Genomic DNA, 16,910 nt, shown 5'->3' on the forward strand with positions numbered 1-16,910 from the left:
TACCCCGGGCAGCGGGAACACCCCTTTGTCGACCACACAGAAAGAGATCACATATGCGAGGACTACGTTTGGTCCTGCTGGCCCTGACCACCGCAGGGCTGTTCCTGGCCGGGCTATTAGGCGCGCCGCTGGGCAGCGCCGCCGGCGCCTGTCCGCACCGCTACGGGGCCGCCCAGCAGCTCCCTGATGCCGGCGGCGGCACCCAGGAATGGACCGTCACCGCGCTCAAGAAATCGCAGGCTGTACTGCCCGGCTACGCTCCGGCCGGGCAGCTTTGGGAAGCCTCGGCCACCGTCAAAGCTGCGCGCGGCACCATCACCCCGCTGATCCCCAATCTGGCCGCCCACGCCACCGGCGCGCACTACCCGGTGCTCTGGCAGGTCGGGACCGGCCAGGGGCTACCCGGGGCCACCCTGAATGAAGGACAAACATCTTCGGGCACAATGTATTTCGATGTCACCGGCCCCGACCCGATGGCCGTGGTCTACAGCAACGGCGGATCGGCGCCGGCAATGATGTGGTGCTGTAGCGAGTCCATGGGCATGCCTGCGAACATGCCCATGGATCCCAAGATGAAAGCCTCCATGGCCGCCAAGATGGCTGCGATGATGGCGGACTGCCCGTGCTGTCAGGACATGCCCGCACCCACCCCGGCCGGCGGCTGCCCCTGCTGCGCCGGCCAGCCAGGCGCGGCGGCCTGAACCCCGCTACCGGCACCACCAGCTGATCAACAGCCCCCGCCACCAACGGACTTTCTCGCCCGGCTGCGGCTGTTTGGTCAGCACTGCACGTCGACGTACATGGTGCGGTACAGCAGCTGAGTGCCCACCCCATGGGCGCGGGTGGCCCGGTTGGGGCCGACCACCTGCGGATGGGTCCACCAGTACTCGGAGGTTCCTTCGCGTACCGAGGTCACGGTGCACATGTGCAGCGGCTTGTTTCCGGTGCGGTTGACGATGACCTTGTCGCCCTGACGCTGCAGCATCAAGATGACCTGCAGCGCATCAGGGCTCCCCGGGCCTGCCTGTGCCAGCGCGGCACCAGATAGGCCCAGCGCTGAGGCAGCCACAAATATCGCCGCGGCTGCGGTCGCGATGCCGGCACGGCGATGAAAACGTTTGTTGTGCATGAGAATTCCCTACGTGTGAGGCGCCGCATCGAGGGCGCGGCGCTGGCCAGGACACCGGTACGGGCAGCCTGCGGGCCATCACGGCACGCGGGTAGCCCGGGGTGTTCCTCAGCGCCGGATCACGCAGAGCTGATGCAACAACAAACGGCCACCGGCGAGGGCGGCCACCGGTGGGCGCGGCGGCGGCCACCGCACCTGCACGTATCTGGCCATACCCGCTGCAGCGGCGGTGATCGGCAGAATCGGCGCGGCCCATTTCAGGGACGCGTTATCGCCGCCGAGTACCGCCGGGGCGATCTGCGCATGCGGGCAGGGCACATCGGCGGCGGCCCGCACCTGGTGGGCGGGTACGGCGAGCAGCCCTGGCATCCCGCCGGTGGCCGCAGCACGCGTGAGTTGGCCGCCTGAGCCTGCCGCAGTGCCCGTGCGGGGCAGATCGGCGCTGCACCCCAGCGCCGCCAGGACAGTCAGCGCCGCCGCCAGCAGCAGTGCCCCCGCACGCTCCCGCAGCGGTCGGCGCTGCCCATAGCCCGGGGGCATCCGCATACACCCACTGTAGCTCTTACCCCTACCGGGTATGGCTTTATTGGCGTGGTGGGCGGACGGTGTCCAGGTACGCGTGCAAGGATGCCCCCCACGGGTATGGCGATCGCGCGGCGGGCGGGCCGTCGCGGCACTGCCCGGTACGCCAGGAGGTGGATCTGTGGGTACGGTGCTGCGGTCCGTGCGGTTCCAGATTGCGGTGGTCGCGGTGGTGGTTTTGGCTGCAGCCGGTGTGGTCGCGCTCGGCGTGCGTCATCGGCTGCTGCTGGGCCCGGACACGGTGGACTGTGCGCGGTACAAATGTGTGGCGCTGACCTTCGATGACGGCCCCACCCCGTTCACCGATCGGCTGCTGCAGGTGCTCACCGACCGCGGCGCCAAGGCCACGTTTTTCCTGATCGGCAACAAGGTGGCCGCCGACCCCGAGGCGGCCCGCCGGATCGCTGCGGCCGGGATGGAGGTGGCGGGCCACACCTGGGAGCATCCGAACATGGCCACCATCGCGGTGGCTGATATCCCCGCGCAGCTGCGCCGGGGCGCCGAGGCGATCGCGGCGGCCACCGGCACCTTCCCGCACCTGTACCGGCCTGCCGGCGGGGTCTCCAGCGACGCGGTGCGCGCCGAGGCCCGCAGGCAGGGACTGGCCGAAATCCTGTGGGACGTCATACCGTTCGACTGGATCAACGACGCCAACACCGCCGCCACCGTCTACATGCTCAAAACCCAGATCAAACCCGGCGCGGTGGTGCTGTTGCACGACACCTATTCGAGCACCGTCGACATCGTCTACCAGTTCCTGCCGGTGCTGATCGCAGGCGGCTATCACATGGTCACCGTCAGTCATCTGCTCGGGCAGCGCGCCCCCGGCTCCAGCTACGGTGGCCGCGAAAATGGACCGCCGGTCAATGACATTCATGACATCGCGGCCACCAAGATTCCCGGGCTACCGGCCACGCCGTCGCCCAGGCCCGCACCGAACCTGCCCATCACCGACATCCCGAACCAAAATCCCGGCGGCCCACAATAACCCGAACCGGCACCCAGTTAGCCTGCGGGCTAACGATTTTCAGGCACACTGAGCAGGCTGGGGCCCTGGGGGCGGGCGAGGCCGACAGGCAGCGCCCCTTCGGTGATCGCGGGCGCCGGCCACCCCGGCCAGTGCCCCCGTTGCAGCCGGGCCCGAGGAGCCGCCGATCCACGGTCTCTGAGTTACCTATCGGTGCCATGGCGCACCCACATGTTCTGTAAATCGGCGTGGCGGAGCGCTCCTGTGCGGCGCGCCCGGAGCCGGTCAGCACTGCACGGTGACGTACATGACGTGCGAGGCCAGGGCCCGGGTGGCTGGGCCTTTGCGCTGGGGCACTTGGTTGTAGATGTGTCGGCCGACGCGCACCGAGACGGCGGTGCACCCCGACAGCGGTCTTCCGGTGGTGTCGCCGTTGACGATCACCTGATCGCCGCGGGTTTTGAGTTCGGTGATCACGGTTTGGGCGTTGCCCGGCGCTTTCGGTCCGGGTTGGGCCGGGCCGGCGGCGGCCGGCGCTGCCCATGCGAGCGCGGTGAGGCTGGCCGCGACCGTCAAGGCGGCAGCGGCCAGTGCTCGTGGTGCACTTAGTGCTCGTAGGGGTGCGGTCACGGTCATGGATGTCCTTGTATGGCAGGAGTATTCGAAGTGCTGCAGATGCCTGCGCGGCCATGTGGCCGGGGCGCGGTGGTGCCGTGAGGGTGCCGCCCCCGCAGGGACGCAGAGTGGCGGGGGCGGCACCGGCTTAAGGGGCGGGGTTAGCGGTGCGGGGGTTAGCGGTGCGGACCCCAGCCACCGCCGTGGCTCCAGCCACCGCCCCAGCCGCCACCGTGGCCCGGTCGGGGCCAGCAGTTGTGATGGCGGCAGCCGGGACCGGCGGGCGCCTGGGTGCTGATGGAGTCGGCGGCCCGGCCGGGCCCGGCCGCTTGGGCCAGGGCGGGTGCGCTCAAGGCCAGGGTGAACGCGGCCAGTGGGGCCGCGACAGCAGCGGTGAGCCTGCGATAACAGATAATTGTGTTGTAGTTCATGAGGATTCCTTGCGTGAGGGGGCCGCCGTTGCGGCGGCCGCGATGGGATGGCCCCGACCAGTGCTCCCCCCAGTACCCGCATGCGGGTACCGGGGAACTGATGGTCAGCGCCGCATCACGCAGAAATGCTGCAGACGCTCACGTCCGCCGCGCAGAAACCAGGTCGAGGGCCGCCGCGGCGGGCCGCGGGTGCTGTGCGACCACAGCGCCCCCCATGTCGCCGCGGCGACCACCGCAGCCGCGGACAGCAGATCCCACCCGTGCAACGCACCAACTGCCTCCGCGGCCACCGCGGCGGCAGTCACTAAGGCGCACCGATGGTGATCGCGATCAGTGGCCGCGTCGGCTGCGCCTACGTGTGTGGCAGCGGCAGGGGCCCCAGCCACGGAAAGCACGTGCGGCGCGGGTGCGGCGACAGCGACGGCCTCGCGCATGCCCGGCACGCATTGCAGCGAGGGCACCAACACCACCGCCGCGGTCAGCAGTACGCGCACCACGCCCACCGCCATCCGGTGCGGGCGTGGTGCGATGCGTTCACCGCACAGCGCCATCACTTCACCATACACATCTACCAGGTACCCGTATAGGGTATCGCCGAAATGCATTGACGCTGGTCGCATCGGTGCTTGCACCAGGCGCCGATGTCCGGCAGGTGGTTACGGGGACTCTTCGGCGGGCGCTGGGGGCGGCTGCCCGTGCGGGTCTTCCAGGATGGGGGCGGCCGGTGCGCCGGGCATGACCGTCGGCGGGGTGGCGGCCTCGGCGCCGCCGATGTTTTGCGGCGGGCGTCCATAGGGGTCTTCGAGTGCGGGGCTCTCGTTGCCTGCGCCGAACTGCACGCCCGTGGTGCTCGGTGCCACCGGCCGGCTGATGCCTCCGGCGATCCCGTAGCGGGTGCTAGAGGAGGACTGGATGTTGGGCGGGTGGGCGGCGTTGCCGAGCTTGCTGCCGGGCATCCCCGACCCGGCGGCTCCGGGGTCGGCGTTGGTGGCGATCTTCACCCCGCGCGCATCCACCGTGGCGGGGGCCACGGCCGGGAAGTTGTAGTAGCTGTAGGTGTAGCTGCCCGGCACTGCCGGCAACGGGGCGGGGATGGCGGGAATGAACGGGATCGGCGGGGCCGGGTCGGCCGAGGCCGCCGGTGTCGCGGCGATGGCGAGTGCGGCGGCGAGCACGCCGGCCGTGGTGCCCGCCGCACTCAGAACACGGTGTCGTGTGGCCATAAGCGGTGTCCTCTCAAAAGGGATGTGTTGTTTGCCGAGCCGTGCTGTCCGGCCGCCTGCCCGAGATGGGCCCGGCCATGCGGTCTTATGCGGCCAGTGTGTAGCCGGCCCGGCCTATAGCCGCCTCGATCGCGGCGACCTGCAGCGGCGCGGTGCTGGAGATGGTGACGGTGCCCGCGGTGACATCGACGTCCACACCGCTGACCCCCGGCAGGGCACCGACCTCCTGACGCACCGCCGCGGCGCAGTGCCCGCAGCTCATACCGGACACCCTGACTGTCACTGTGCTCGCCGGAACGCTCATCGCAACCTCCTTGCCGGGACCTAACAGATTACGAAAGGATACCCCCGTAGGGTTAATCGTGCAGAGCATTGCTGCCAGGCCTGACAGGTCGGCTTTCCAGGAAGGCCCATATACCCGATCAGGGTATCGATATCCGCCCTCTAACTGCGATGTTATGCAGGGCTTGGCCGCACAACATCGACCGTTCCGACGATGTCATCACAAGGAGATGTGGGTTGCCCTGCCGTACACGTACGGGGTATCTCAGAGTGGCGGAAGCTTGTGCGGCGGCCTGTTTCCGTATCCTGGCCGCCGGTGGTGGCCTGTGTGCGCTACGGGCTGCACAGCAGTGCGCCGGAGGCGGCCAGTGCGGCGGTGATCAGCGGCCCGGCGGCGATGAGCGTGAGGGTGATCGCCAGCGCGGTCGCTGCGCGTGCCCGCGCCACCAGCGTCGGCGGAGATGCCACGAGCCGTTCGGCGCGGTTCAGGACCGCCACATGGGCCGCGCCCAGGGCCCAGGCCGGGGTGCTGGCGGCGCCGGCTAGGTTCATCAGCCCTTCCAGCAGGGCGCTGCGGCCGTGCTGGCGTACTGCGGCGTCATCGGCGCACATCTCCAGTAGCCCGGACACCTCGGTGTGGCCGTCGGTCATGAGCCGAACCCGCGGTAGCACCGTGGCCAGAGCGCGCAGCGCGGTCACGAGCTGGGGGTGATGTCCGGCCAGGTGGGCGCGTTCGTGTGCCAGTACCGCCGCGATCTGCTGGTCATCGAGGGCGGCAAGGGCGGCGGTGGTGAGCACGATCGCCGAGGGGCGTCCCGCCACGCAGTAGGCGGCCGGTTCTTGGGCCTGCAGAACCATCACGTCGCCGGCGGCGCCGGTGTGCCGGCCCACAATGTGTACGGCGCGGGCGTGTTCGTGGGCGGTGCCGCGCAAGCCGATGAGCGTTCGGGCCAGGCGCACACCCAGTGCGGCGGCCGCTGCGCTGATCGCGGTGGCCAGGGCCAACAGCGCGGCCTGGGCGGCGATACCTGCATCGCCGGCAGCCACCGCGTGCAGGCTGGTGATGCACGCCGCGAGTACCAACGCGGGGGAATCCCATTGGCGGGCAACGTCAATGACGATGAGTACGGTAGCGGCCAGCCAGGTGGCCAGGACGCTGGCGATAGCGGCCAGCCATGCGGTGATCGCCAGGTGCGGGGTATGGCCGGCGCGGGTCAGCAGCGGCAAACAGCGCGGCCCGAAAACCAGCACCACGGTGCTGTAGAGCAGCAGACAGACGGCGATACTCACGTGGCGCGGGCCCGTTTGGCCGGGCGACGCAGCACCGCCCGCAGCCGCGCCGATTCTTCCGGGGTGATCTGTTCCAGGAAGTGGGTCAGAACCAGATCTGCGCTGCCGCCGCCGTCGAGGGCCTCGCGCATCAGGCGGGCGCTGTGCTGCTCGCGGGTCAGGACCGCCCAATACCGGTAGGCTTTGCCCTCGCGTTCGCGCTCCAGCCAGCCCTTGGTGTGCAGGTTGTCCATCGTGGACATCACGGTGGTGTAGGCGATATCGCGTTCGGTGGCCAGCTCGTCGAACACCTCCCGCACCGTGGTGCCCGTGTCCTGGCCGCGGCTCCACACACGGTCCATCACGACCGCTTCCAGCTCCCCAAAACCTCGACTACGCACTGCTGGTATCTCCCTGGCCGTCAGCATTCTTACGGTCTACGTACGTACATAGTAATCCCGGCGGTCAGCCGATGCCTCCGGCACTGTCATTGGCCGTCGGCGAACTGGTATGTGGAGGCGATGGCCTCCCCCGGGCGCGGGGCGCCGTAGATGACGGCGATCTGGTCGTGGGCCGCCAGGGTGATCGCGGCCGGGTTACCTGTCTGCGGCACGCCATTGACCAGCACGCGCAGCTGTTTTCCCGCCCCGGTGCGCAGGCCTCCGATGTGATCGGCGGCCAAGCTGACCTGCCATTCGGTGAACAATTCGCCGAGGCTGAACTGCCGGCGCACCGGTGACTCGATATGGATGAGGCCGCTGTCGTCGTGGGTGTGCAGGGCGCTCATCGTGCCGCGGCGCACATCGACACCGATATTGGCCGGTACCGGCACCGGCTGCCCGTCCACCTGCACGTCAAGATGGGCGTGAATGTGCTGCACCGTGCCTTCCATGCGGGCCATCGGCAGACCCGCGGCGTCCGCCGCCGCACCGGGATCGGCCGGGGCCGGCCACGGCGGGGTGCCCTCGGCGCCCACCGCAACGGTGGCTGCCGGATGATCCAAACCTGCCGGCGCACCCGGCGCGGTGTGCTGAGCACCGTGCGAGGCGATCACGGTACCGATGACCGCGACCGCGAACACCGCCGCCGCCGTGGTACCCACCAGCGGCACCAGGGGCCCACCCGCACCCGAGCGCAGATCCGTTACGGCACTGCGCCTGTCACGGCGGCCCGCAGCGCGTGCTGCGCGCCAAAACGTCATCGATAACACTCCGTTCACCGGCCAATGCGCCCACTCGATCTCGGCGCCTTCCGGGTTCATCGACCCGGGGTACGGCACCCTTTGGGTGGCCACCGCGGATCGGGCTGCTAACTACAGGGCGCGGTCGCGCCCGGATTTGAGCTGGTCGATCTCTGTACGCAACGCTCGCAGTTCCTGGCGCTCAGCAGTATTGGACTCGCCTGGGGCCCGCATCATCATCCACATCATCGCGCCCATCACCAGCGGACAAGCCAGTACCGCCGCCGCTGTGAAGTAATACGCCATCGGGCTCCTTCCCAAACGGTTGATGACTCATACCCACGATCTACTATCTCCGTACCTAGATAGTAGATCGTGGGTATGAGTTGCGCCAGGGCCCGGAGATGCGGCGCTTCGGTGTGTCACATCACCTGCCCTGCACGTCAATTCACCGCACAGTCCCGTCAGGGCTTATCGTCGCAGCAGTCGCCGCCGCCCTTGGGCGCGGGCATATCGGCGCAGCAGGAACATTCCGAGTCCGGCGCGGATTTCATCGCGGCCATCATCGTCTTCATCGCCGCCCCATCGCACCACATCAGCGCGGGCATCGCCCCGCCGCCCTGGTAGGTCACCATCCCCGGCGCCGCACCGGTGACATCGAAATACACCTTGCCCGTGGCGGTGTGCCCGGCGGCGATGGTGGCCCCCGGGATGCCGTAGGGGCTGGCCACCTGCCACAGCACCGGGTAGTGCTCCTGCGCGCCGGAGACGGCGGCCAGGTTCGGAATGAGCGGGGTCACCGACCCGGTCACCGCGCGCACCGAAGCGGTTGCCTCCCAAAGCTGCCCAGCCACCGGATAACCCAGCACCGCATCGACGCTCGCCCGCAGCCCGCTGACGGTCCATTCCTGCACCACCGCGCCACCGGCATCACTGAGCCGCTGATGCGACCCCATCTTGTGAGGACAGCCGGGTTTGGCCGCGTTCGCCAGCGGAACGCTGACCGCCAACATCGCCACCACCGCAGCCGTAGCCACCATGATCATTCGCAATACACGCACGTGCACAACTCCTTCCAACGCAACTCGGTTTCCTATGTACCTGCTACGTAAATCGATCGCATGTTGATCTACTATCTACGTACCTAGATAGTAGATCAGGGGCGAGGATTGTGGTGGCTCGACGGCAGATGCGGTATTCGGTGAGGCGGCTCGCCGTACTGCTGGTAGCCGGCGCCACCGCGATAGCGGTGCTGCATTGCATGGCAGCAGTCGAAGGCCCCGCGCTCGCCGCCGATCGGGGGCACCCGAGCGCCCCGGCCGCTGCTGCGCCCAGCGCCGATGCGGTCCGCGCAGTCCTTGGGCCGGCGCATCCTTGGGTGCATTGCCTACCCGCTGCGCCCACGATCGACGTCGGCGACAGCCATGGCCTTGGGCCGGTGTCGGGTCCGGCCCAGACGTCCTCGACGGCGTATCACCAGCTCCGAACCCCGGGGCCGCGGGCACCGCCATGGCTGGCACCAAGCGGCGGTGGCCGCAACCTTCGGTACCGGCTCTGCGTGATCCGGCGCTGAGCGTGCGCCCGGGTCCCGGCATTTCGCGCGCGGGCCCCACACGCCACGCTCACTTGCCGCCGCTCTCGATGCGGCGCCTCACACGTAGGGAAATCCCATGCAAAACAACAGTTTTCTTCGCCGCATCAGCATCAGCGCAGCGGCTGCGCTCGGGGCCGCGGCGCTAGCGGTCGCGGCCGCCCCCACAGCGCCCGCCGGGCCTGTCGGGCCCGATGCCCTGCAAGTCATCGCCATGCTGCAGCGCCAAGGCGACAAGGTCATCGTCAGCCGGACCGGAAACAAGCCCCTGCAAATGTGCGCGGTGACCTCGGTGCGGGAAATCGACGCCCAGTACTGGTGGACACGCCCACAAGTGCGGGACCCCAGACCCGCCAGGCGCCCCAGCGGGGTCGGGCCACAGCTGATCATCCGCACCATGCGGGTAGAAATCAGATGCTAGTGGCGATGTGCGCGGCGAACCGGGCCGACCTGCACCGCCGCCGCTGAGCACCTCGCCGGGCCTGCTCCCGGTGAGCGTGTGGCGGTGGACGGGTTGGCAATCCAACAACAGGAAACGCTATCATCGCCTTATGGCGATTAAAGGGTGGGTGGCGCAGGCTTCTGAACCGGTGTCATTGGGGGCGGCTTCGGCGCTGTTCCATAGCCTTTCCGATCAGACGCGGTTGGCGATCTTGCGGCGGCTGGCCTCCGGTGAGGCGCGGGTGGTGGATTTGACGGCCGAGTTGGGGCTGGCGCAGTCGACGGTGTCGGCGCATCTGGGGTGCCTGCGTGATTGCGGGCTGGTCGATTTCCGGCCGCAGGGCCGTTCCTCGGTGTACCGGCTGACCCGCCCGGAGGTGCTGGCGGTGTTCAGCGCCGCCGAGGCCTTGTTGGCCGCCACGGGCAACGCGGTGGCGTTGTGCCCGAACTACGGCCACTCCACAGAGCGGAAGGTAGCGCGATGAGTGATGCATGCTGCGGCCACGCCGAACCCGCCGGCAGTGACGCCGATGGCGGCCACCAGCGTGAGCCCGAACGGCTTTGGGAGGTCAGCGAACTGCGGTTCGCGGCGCTCGCCGGGGTGGTGCTTTTGGCCGGGTATGTGGTGGGCTGGACCGGCGGGCTCCGGCCCGTCGAGATCGGCCTGCAGGCGACCGCGCTGGCGATCGGCGGCTACACGTTTATGCCCTCGACGCTGCGCCGGCTGGCCCAAGGCAAGATCGGTGTCGGCACCCTGATGACGATCGCCGCGGTCGGGGCGGTGATCCTCGGTGAGGTCGGCGAAGCCGCGATGCTGGCGTTCCTGTTCTCCATCAGCGAAGGCCTCGAAGAATACGCGCTGGCCCGCACCCGCCGCGGGCTGCGGGCACTGCTGTCCCTGGTGCCCGAGGAAGCCACCGTCATCCGCGATGACACCGAAATAACTATCCCAGCAACCGAGTTGCGGGTCGGTGACACGATGTTGGTGCTCCCCGGAGAGCGGGTGGCCACCGACGGCACCATCACCGCGGGCCGCACTGCCCTGAACACCTCGGCGATCACCGGCGAATCGGTACCGGTTGAAGCCGGGCCGGGCGATGAGGTATTCGCCGGCTCGATCAACGGCACCGGGGTCCTGCACGTGGACGTTACCGCTACCGCAGCCGATAACTCGCTGGCCCGAATCGTGGCGATCGTGGAAGCCGAACAATCCCGCAAGGGCGCCAGCCAGCGCCTAGCGGACCGGATCGCCAAACCGCTGGTGCCCGCGATCATGATCATCGCCGCCGCGATCGCCGCCATCGGCTCGGTGTTGGGGGATCCGCTGGTGTGGATTGAGCGGGCTCTGGTGGTGCTGGTGGCCGCATCCCCATGCGCACTGGCCATTTCGGTTCCGGTTACCGTGGTCGCCGCTATCGGCGCCGCCTCCAAACTCGGCGTCCTGGTCAAAGGCGGTGCTGCCCTTGAGGCTTTGGGTGCGGTGCGCACCATCGCACTGGATAAGACCGGCACCCTGACCGCCAACCGGCCCACCGTCATCGAAGTCGCCACCACCATCGGCGCCACCGCGGAGCAAGTCCTATCCGCCGCAGCAGCATTAGAGGCCCGCAGCGAGCACCCACTGGCCGCAGCGATCCTGGCCGCCGCCGGCCGCATCGACCCGGCCGACGAGGTGCAAGCGGTCACCGGCGCAGGGTTGACCGGCCGCCGCGACAGCCGCACGCTGCGGCTGGGGCGGCCCGGCTGGCTCGATCCCGGCCCGCTCGCCGCGGACGTGGCGCGGATGCAGAACAGCGGCGCTACCGCGGTCCTGGTCGAACAGGACGGCCAGCTGCTCGGCGCGATCGCGGTGCGCGACGAGCTGCGCCCCGAAGCCGCCCAAGTCATCGCCGATCTGCACCGCGGCGGCTACCAGGTGGCGATGCTCACCGGCGATAACACCGCCACCGCCACCGCCCTGGCCCGCCAGGTCGGTATCGACACCGTGCACGCCGACCTGCGCCCCGAAGACAAAGCCCGCATCATCAGTCAACTGCGCCAACATCATCCGACCGCAATGGTCGGCGACGGCGTCAACGACGCCCCCGCCCTGGCCACCGCCGACCTCGGCATCGCCATGGGCGCCATGGGCACCGACGTAGCCATCGAAACCGCCGACGTGGCCCTCATGGGCGAAGACCTGCGCCACCTCACCCAAGCCCTGGCCCACGCCCGCCGCGCCCGCGCCATCATGCTGCAAAACGTCGGTATGTCCCTGGGACTGATCGCCATCCTGATCCCACTGGCCCTGACCGGCCTGCTGGGCCTGGCCGCGGTCGTGGCCGTACACGAACTAGCCGAAATCGTCGTCATCGCCAACGGCGTACGCGCCGGACGCACGAAACCGCTGATCAACCCCGAACAAGCGAAAACCTCTGCAGCACAACTGGCTCATCAACCATAACCGGCCCGCCACCGGCCACCCCCGTGATCAAAAAACAGTGACAACACGGCGACCAGAGAGCGACCATGAAAAAGGCAGGCCATCACTCCCCATCGGCGAGCAGCACCCAGGCCCTGCACCTCGAAGCGGGAGTCACCGCGCTACGTGGGATACACCGCTACATAAAATTGTGTATCTCATGGCTATAAGCCCACAGCCAAAACACCTCGGTAACAATCAGATACACCGCCCAAAACGTTACAGATAAAATGGCTGCGGCGAACTGAGAATGGAGTGCGGCGCGGTCAAGGCCGCCCAGAGCGCCGAGCGCCTCCAACCTTGCGGGGACTTCTGCCGGAGCGTTCGCATGGACGGTTCCCGCACCGCCATCGTGGCCGGTGTTGAGGGCGGTCAGCAGTTCGACCACCTCGGCTCCGCGCACCTCACCGACCACGATGCGGTCGGGACGCATGCGCAATGCCTGACGAACCAACTGGCGCAGAGTCACTTCCCCGGCGCCCTCGACGTTGACGGTGCGCGCCGACAGCGTGACCACATGCGGGTGACGCGGCGCGAGCTCGGCGGCGTCCTCGGCGCAGATGATGCGTTCTGACGGGTGGACCGCTCCGAGCAGTGCCGAAAGCAAGGTGGTCTTACCTGCGCCTGTGCCCCCGGTGACAAGAAAGGCCAGCCGGGCGGCAAGCATTCCGCGAAGTAGCGCACCGGCATCCTCCGCAACGGTGCCGTCGGCGATCAGCTGCTCCAAACCCTTAACAGTGGGGCGCAATACGCGCAGCGATACACAGGTGCCGCCTACTGCGACGGGCGCCAGCACCGCGTGGATACGCACCACCGAACGGGGCGGACCGATGCCCGTCAGCTGTCCGTCAACAAATGGCTGCGCGTCATCGAGGCGTCGTCCAACCGCAAGAGCCAACCGTTGCGCGAGTCTGCGCACGGCAGCCTCGTCGGCGAATCTCACTGTAGTGAGCCGCAACCCTTGACTGTCATCCACCCAGACCCGATCGGGTGCGGTGACCAAGACATCCGTCGTACCCTCGGCGCACAACAGCGGTTCGAGAATGCCTGCACCGGCCAGCTCACTCTGGAGCTCCTTTATGTTGTGTAGCACATCGCTATCGCCCAGTACGCCACCGGATTCAGCGCGAATCAGGGCCGCCACTGCCGAGGGACGCAGCGTGACATTCTCGGTGGCGAGCCGCTCCCGAACACGGTCGATCAACGATCCGGTCACGCCGCCGCACCCTTGCCGTCCCGCGAAACCAGCGCCAGCACTGCTCGCGCGGCACCCGCCAATGGTGAACGCCCCGATAGCCGTAGACCACCGTTGTCGAGACGATTGCCGAGATTCGGTTCTGGCCGCATAGCGGCGATCATTGGAACTCCCACGATTTCGGCCACCTCCGCCGGGCGCAACCCGCTCGGCGCCGGACCGCGCACCACCGTGCCGATGTTCTGGTTGGTGGCTTGTATCGCGGCAGTCACCAGCGCTGCGGCTGCACACGCCCGTACCTCGGCCGGCGTCACCACGACGACCAAATCCGTACGCTCCAGTGCGGCCACACTCGTCGGGCTGAGCCGCCTCGGCAGATCAATGATCACCGGCACTCCGGCTTCCCGTGCGCTGTCGATCACCCCACCGACTGCCTCCGCGTTTCCGCCGCCTCCCGTTCTATCGCCCGACACGACAACAAGCCCGCGACGATGTGGCAATGCACGACGAAGAGCGTCGAAACTCACTCGACCGCTGCGCATATCAATATCCGGCCACCGCAGGCCGTCGATGTCCTCCCACCCGAGCAGCAAGTCGATTCCGCCGCCATAAGGATCGGCATCCACGATGAGCGCACCTCCCGGCACGCTCAGGCCAATCGCGGCACACAGAACAGATGCACCGGCACCACCGCGCCCACCCACCACAGCAATCACCGGGGCCTGGCCCGCCCGTGCGGTGGGCGGTATTGCTGAACAAGCCTCGACGAGCCGGACCTCATCCTCGGGCAAGGCGAGCACCTGCTCGGCACCCACCGCAACTGCCCTTCGCCACATCTCACTCGTCGGCTCGTCGCGAGAGACAAGCAGGACCCGCGCTCGGCGCGGCAGTCGACTCACCGCATCCAGCGACGGATCAGCGCCGTCGAGCACCACAGCGCCCGCACGGGTCCACGCCTGCCTGCCGATCGCGCCGGCGTCGGTAGCGAGGATCAACGGTCTACCGGTCGCGGCGACGATCCGTTCGATGTCGTTGCCGAGAGTTCGATCGCCCACGGCGACGACGATCGGCTCTCCCGCCATTCCCTCCACGCGCTCCACCATCGAGGTTGCGCGATGAGAGCACCAGGGACGTCGTCGAGATTGGGGATGGATGCGAATCTGTGGATAGATCCGAGATGAACCGCAAAAACCGGTGATTTAACGTCCCCAGAAAAGAGGACGACCCTCGCCAGGGGGGGAGGAGGCGAGGGTCGTCGTGCTTCAGCCCCGGGGGGTCGGGCTGAGACACACTCGGCATAGCCGAGTAACCCCACTATACACACGAACCAGGTGAGGGTGGCAAGACCAATCGGCTGAAAAAAGGGAAAGAAAGGCAACCCTTCTTCTAGCACCGCTGCGTTACCAGACCACCCCCGTTGAACTGCGACTTTCCGGATGGACACGACGGCACACCCGGTGAGATCTATCCTCGAGCTGTGACCGACCACGCAACGGAACCCGGACCCTTCCCTTCCGTTGAGGACCGGGATACCGACGCCATCAGCCAGCCCACGGATAGCGCGCCGGCCCCCAGGACGGCAGCCTTCTTCGATCTGGACAAGACCGTGATCGCGAAGTCGAGCACACTCGCGTTTAGCAAGCCGTTCTTCGACCAGGGCCTAATAAATAGACGCGCCGTCTTAAAATCGAGTTACGCGCAGTTTTTCTTCTTGCTGTCCGGCGCCGATCACGACCAGATGGATCGCATGCGTACGCACATCACCAATATGTGTACGGGCTGGGACGTCGAGCAGGTGAAGGCGATCGTTGCCGAGACACTGCACGACATCGTCGATCCGCTGGTGTTCGCCGAGGCCGCTGACCTGATCGCCGACCACAAACTCTGCGGCCGCGATGTCGTGGTGGTCTCCGCCTCGGGCGAGGAGATCGTCGCGCCCATCGCCCGCGCTCTCGGCGCGACCCACGCCATGGCTACGCGCATGGTGGTGGAGAACGGTAAGTACACCGGCGATGTCGCCTTCTACTGCTACGGCGAAGGGAAGGTGGCAGCGATCCAGGAACTCGCCAAACGCGAGGGCTACCCCCTGGAACACTGCTACGCCTACTCCGATTCGATTACCGACCTACCGATGCTGGAATCTGTCGGTCACCCGACAGCCGTCAATCCAGATCGGGCGCTGCGCAAGGAATCCATGGCGCGCGGCTGGCCGGTGCTGACGTTTTCGCGGCCCGTGTCGCTGGGTGATCGGATACCGGTCCCCTCCGGTGCCGCGGCCGCCACTACGGCCGCCGTTGGACTGAGCGCGATTGCCGCTGGGGCACTTACTTATTCGTTAATCCGCAAGCTGCGACCGTAGTACTAGACACGCGTCACTTTTGGTACGCGAGTAACAAAGTAGTGACCATTGGAATTGCCCCTTGATGTGACCGTCGTCTCAGTGTAGAAAGAAGGTACGGAAGCCTGGCAAGGCCAAGGTCGACTCGGAAGAGAAGGATCGATCTCCCGACCTAGGATTCCCAGCACGGACCACGGCACCCACGCGGAGCACGCCGCGACAAGGGCAGAAGCGTTGTGGGCCTGCGCAATCGCGAACAGAGACGACTCATCAGACTTCTTGGGTGAAGTCCGAGTAAGAAGCGTCGTGAAAGCGCCGAGGCCACCCACACAACCCATAATGCACGCTTGGTAACCGGAGGATCCGTGCTAACGGGCGGCGGGCCGATTTATTCGGACCGTCGCCCGTTTTTATGTACAGACGGTTTTCATCAGCTCGACGCCGTATCGGCAATCGATGTCGCCTCAGCAGCCCCTGCCGTTAATGCCTGACAGCAGAAGATAATCCACGCGGCAATAGCCTCCGGCGTCCCCTCGGCAAAAGCGGAGGAAAGCTCTCGGTATCTTCCCGATTGACGCATCCACATCACCTCCGGAACACCGAGCGCATGCGGGTCAAGACCGCGCGACACTGTCACCAACCGGGATGCCGCGCGCGCGACCACACCATCGGCAGAACCAAATGGGTTCAGCGCCAAGAGTTCCCCGTGTGCAATCGCCGCAAGAATCGGTGCGGACGCCGATGTTCCGCCCGAGATCAGCTGCGCCAACAGCTCCAGCCGCTCGGTATCGACACCGGGGCGCGGCCGTCCCAGAGTGTCCTCGTCGGCCATGCCGGTGGCCGCCAGCACATGGAGACGCGCCAATGCCTGCAGCGGTGCGCGCGACCACACCGATGTCATCTGGCTGAGCGCGTCCCCATCGAGGGCCTGCCCCACACGCAGCGCACCTGCCAATACCGGGTCATCCACCGCTCCATCGGCGCTCAGCTTCATGGTGCCACCATCCAGCGCCGACGAGGATCTGGCCGCCCGCACCGCCGCCTCGGCCGCGGTCACCGGCCATCCCCGCAGATTGGCGCGGTGACGGTGAACCTTGCTCAGCGCGTCGCGAGCGGATTCGGCGGCTTCGGATACTCCCGGCAAGGTGGCCAGCGGCGCGAGTGGATCAGTCATGGTCCACTAACGGTACTGAATGGCTCGTCGTG

General features: G+C 67.5%; 22 protein-coding genes. 7 read left to right on the forward strand and 15 right to left on the reverse strand.

The annotated features are described in order from the left end of the window. Positions 1-53: 53 nt before the first annotated feature. Positions 54-701 (forward strand): DUF1942 domain-containing protein, encoded by a 648-nt coding sequence (locus B4394_RS19995; RefSeq protein ID WP_078316064.1) that lies wholly within the window; start codon positions 54-56, stop codon positions 699-701. Positions 702-778: 77 nt separating this feature from the next. Here B4394_RS19995 and B4394_RS20000 read toward each other — a convergent pair whose 3' ends face one another. Beyond that, the gene (locus B4394_RS20000) at positions 779-1,129 is read right to left on the reverse strand and encodes a hypothetical protein (protein ID WP_078316065.1); all 351 of its coding nucleotides are present in this window, start codon (positions 1,127-1,129) and stop codon (positions 779-781) included. Between the two features lie 108 nt (positions 1,130-1,237). Further along, positions 1,238-1,675 carry a hypothetical protein gene (locus B4394_RS20005; protein WP_078316066.1) on the reverse strand — a complete coding sequence of 146 codons (438 nt, stop codon included), beginning with the start codon at positions 1,673-1,675 and terminating at the stop codon, positions 1,238-1,240. 157 nt (positions 1,676-1,832) lie between these two features. Here B4394_RS20005 and B4394_RS20010 point away from each other — a divergent pair, with 157 nt between their 5' ends. Then, on the forward strand, positions 1,833-2,699 hold the full coding sequence (locus B4394_RS20010; protein WP_078316067.1) for a polysaccharide deacetylase family protein: 867 nt from the start codon (positions 1,833-1,835) through the stop codon (positions 2,697-2,699). Positions 2,700-2,963: 264 nt separating this feature from the next. Here B4394_RS20010 and B4394_RS20015 read toward each other — a convergent pair whose 3' ends face one another. The 10 genes from B4394_RS20015 to B4394_RS20055 form a co-directional block, all read right to left on the reverse strand. Continuing rightward, positions 2,964-3,314: a hypothetical protein gene (locus B4394_RS20015; protein ID WP_165758480.1), complete on the reverse strand. Its 351-nt coding sequence runs from the start codon at positions 3,312-3,314 to the stop codon at positions 2,964-2,966. Between the two features lie 155 nt (positions 3,315-3,469). Then, on the reverse strand, positions 3,470-3,724 hold the full coding sequence (locus tag B4394_RS20020) for a hypothetical protein (RefSeq protein WP_078316068.1): 255 nt from the start codon (positions 3,722-3,724) through the stop codon (positions 3,470-3,472). Between the two features lie 104 nt (positions 3,725-3,828). Beyond that, positions 3,829-4,275, reverse strand: coding sequence for a putative copper homeostasis (lipo)protein LpqS (lpqS, locus tag B4394_RS20025; RefSeq protein WP_133052542.1), 447 nt, complete (start codon positions 4,273-4,275; stop codon positions 3,829-3,831). Positions 4,276-4,380: 105 nt separating this feature from the next. Beyond that, positions 4,381-4,947 carry a hypothetical protein gene (locus B4394_RS20030; RefSeq protein WP_078316070.1) on the reverse strand — a complete coding sequence of 189 codons (567 nt, stop codon included), beginning with the start codon at positions 4,945-4,947 and terminating at the stop codon, positions 4,381-4,383. Positions 4,948-5,032: 85 nt separating this feature from the next. After that, entirely contained in the window at positions 5,033-5,251 is a 219-nt protein-coding gene (locus B4394_RS20035; RefSeq protein ID WP_078316071.1) for a heavy-metal-associated domain-containing protein, read from the reverse strand. Positions 5,252-5,562: 311 nt separating this feature from the next. After that, positions 5,563-6,519: a M56 family metallopeptidase gene (locus tag B4394_RS20040; protein WP_078316072.1), complete on the reverse strand. Its 957-nt coding sequence runs from the start codon at positions 6,517-6,519 to the stop codon at positions 5,563-5,565. After that, on the reverse strand, positions 6,516-6,899 hold the full coding sequence (locus B4394_RS20045) for a BlaI/MecI/CopY family transcriptional regulator (protein WP_078316073.1): 384 nt from the start codon (positions 6,897-6,899) through the stop codon (positions 6,516-6,518). The genes B4394_RS20040 and B4394_RS20045 overlap by 4 nt, the downstream gene beginning before the upstream one ends. Before the next feature lie 86 nt (positions 6,900-6,985). Then, the gene (locus tag B4394_RS20050; RefSeq protein ID WP_109842413.1) at positions 6,986-7,759 is read right to left on the reverse strand and encodes a hypothetical protein; all 774 of its coding nucleotides are present in this window, start codon (positions 7,757-7,759) and stop codon (positions 6,986-6,988) included. Positions 7,760-7,810: 51 nt separating this feature from the next. Next, entirely contained in the window at positions 7,811-7,984 is a 174-nt protein-coding gene (locus B4394_RS25480; RefSeq protein ID WP_164909429.1) for a hypothetical protein, read from the reverse strand. 158 nt (positions 7,985-8,142) lie between these two features. After that, complete coding sequence (locus tag B4394_RS20055) at positions 8,143-8,724, reverse strand: DUF1942 domain-containing protein (protein ID WP_165758484.1); 582 nt, start codon at positions 8,722-8,724, stop codon at positions 8,143-8,145. Between the two features lie 128 nt (positions 8,725-8,852). Here B4394_RS20055 and B4394_RS25825 point away from each other — a divergent pair, with 128 nt between their 5' ends. The 4 genes from B4394_RS25825 (at position 8,853) to B4394_RS20075 (ending at position 12,153) form a co-directional block, all read left to right on the forward strand. Beyond that, positions 8,853-9,251, forward strand: a complete 399-nt coding sequence (locus B4394_RS25825; protein WP_236743264.1) for a hypothetical protein — start codon at positions 8,853-8,855, stop codon at positions 9,249-9,251. Between the two features lie 97 nt (positions 9,252-9,348). Beyond that, positions 9,349-9,690 carry a hypothetical protein gene (locus tag B4394_RS20065; RefSeq protein ID WP_078316075.1) on the forward strand — a complete coding sequence of 114 codons (342 nt, stop codon included), beginning with the start codon at positions 9,349-9,351 and terminating at the stop codon, positions 9,688-9,690. A gap of 130 nt (positions 9,691-9,820) precedes the next feature. Further along, positions 9,821-10,195: an ArsR/SmtB family transcription factor gene (locus tag B4394_RS20070; RefSeq protein WP_078316076.1), complete on the forward strand. Its 375-nt coding sequence runs from the start codon at positions 9,821-9,823 to the stop codon at positions 10,193-10,195. Next, positions 10,192-12,153, forward strand: a complete 1,962-nt coding sequence (locus B4394_RS20075) for a heavy metal translocating P-type ATPase (protein ID WP_078316077.1) — start codon at positions 10,192-10,194, stop codon at positions 12,151-12,153. Before B4394_RS20070 ends, B4394_RS20075 begins: the two co-directional genes overlap by 4 nt. A gap of 157 nt (positions 12,154-12,310) precedes the next feature. Here the strand turns inward: B4394_RS20075 and B4394_RS20080 are convergent, their stop codons facing one another. Then, complete coding sequence (locus B4394_RS20080) at positions 12,311-13,387, reverse strand: TadA family conjugal transfer-associated ATPase (RefSeq protein ID WP_078316078.1); 1,077 nt, start codon at positions 13,385-13,387, stop codon at positions 12,311-12,313. Next, complete coding sequence (gene ssd / locus B4394_RS20085) at positions 13,384-14,448, reverse strand: septum site-determining protein Ssd (protein WP_502688393.1); 1,065 nt, start codon at positions 14,446-14,448, stop codon at positions 13,384-13,386. The genes B4394_RS20080 and ssd overlap by 4 nt, the downstream gene beginning before the upstream one ends. 458 nt (positions 14,449-14,906) lie before the next feature. Here ssd and B4394_RS20095 point away from each other — a divergent pair, with 458 nt between their 5' ends. Then, positions 14,907-15,725 carry an HAD-IB family hydrolase gene (locus B4394_RS20095; RefSeq protein WP_170914976.1) on the forward strand — a complete coding sequence of 273 codons (819 nt, stop codon included), beginning with the start codon at positions 14,907-14,909 and terminating at the stop codon, positions 15,723-15,725. Between the two features lie 409 nt (positions 15,726-16,134). Here B4394_RS20095 and B4394_RS20100 read toward each other — a convergent pair whose 3' ends face one another. Then, positions 16,135-16,878, reverse strand: coding sequence for a Fic family protein (locus tag B4394_RS20100; RefSeq protein ID WP_078311571.1), 744 nt, complete (start codon positions 16,876-16,878; stop codon positions 16,135-16,137). Between the last annotated feature and the right edge of the window lie 32 nt (positions 16,879-16,910).

The sequence above is a fragment of the Mycobacterium sp. D16Q16 genome (assembly GCF_002013745.1).
In the GTDB taxonomy this organism is placed as follows: Bacteria; Actinomycetota; Actinomycetes; order Mycobacteriales; family Mycobacteriaceae; genus Mycobacterium.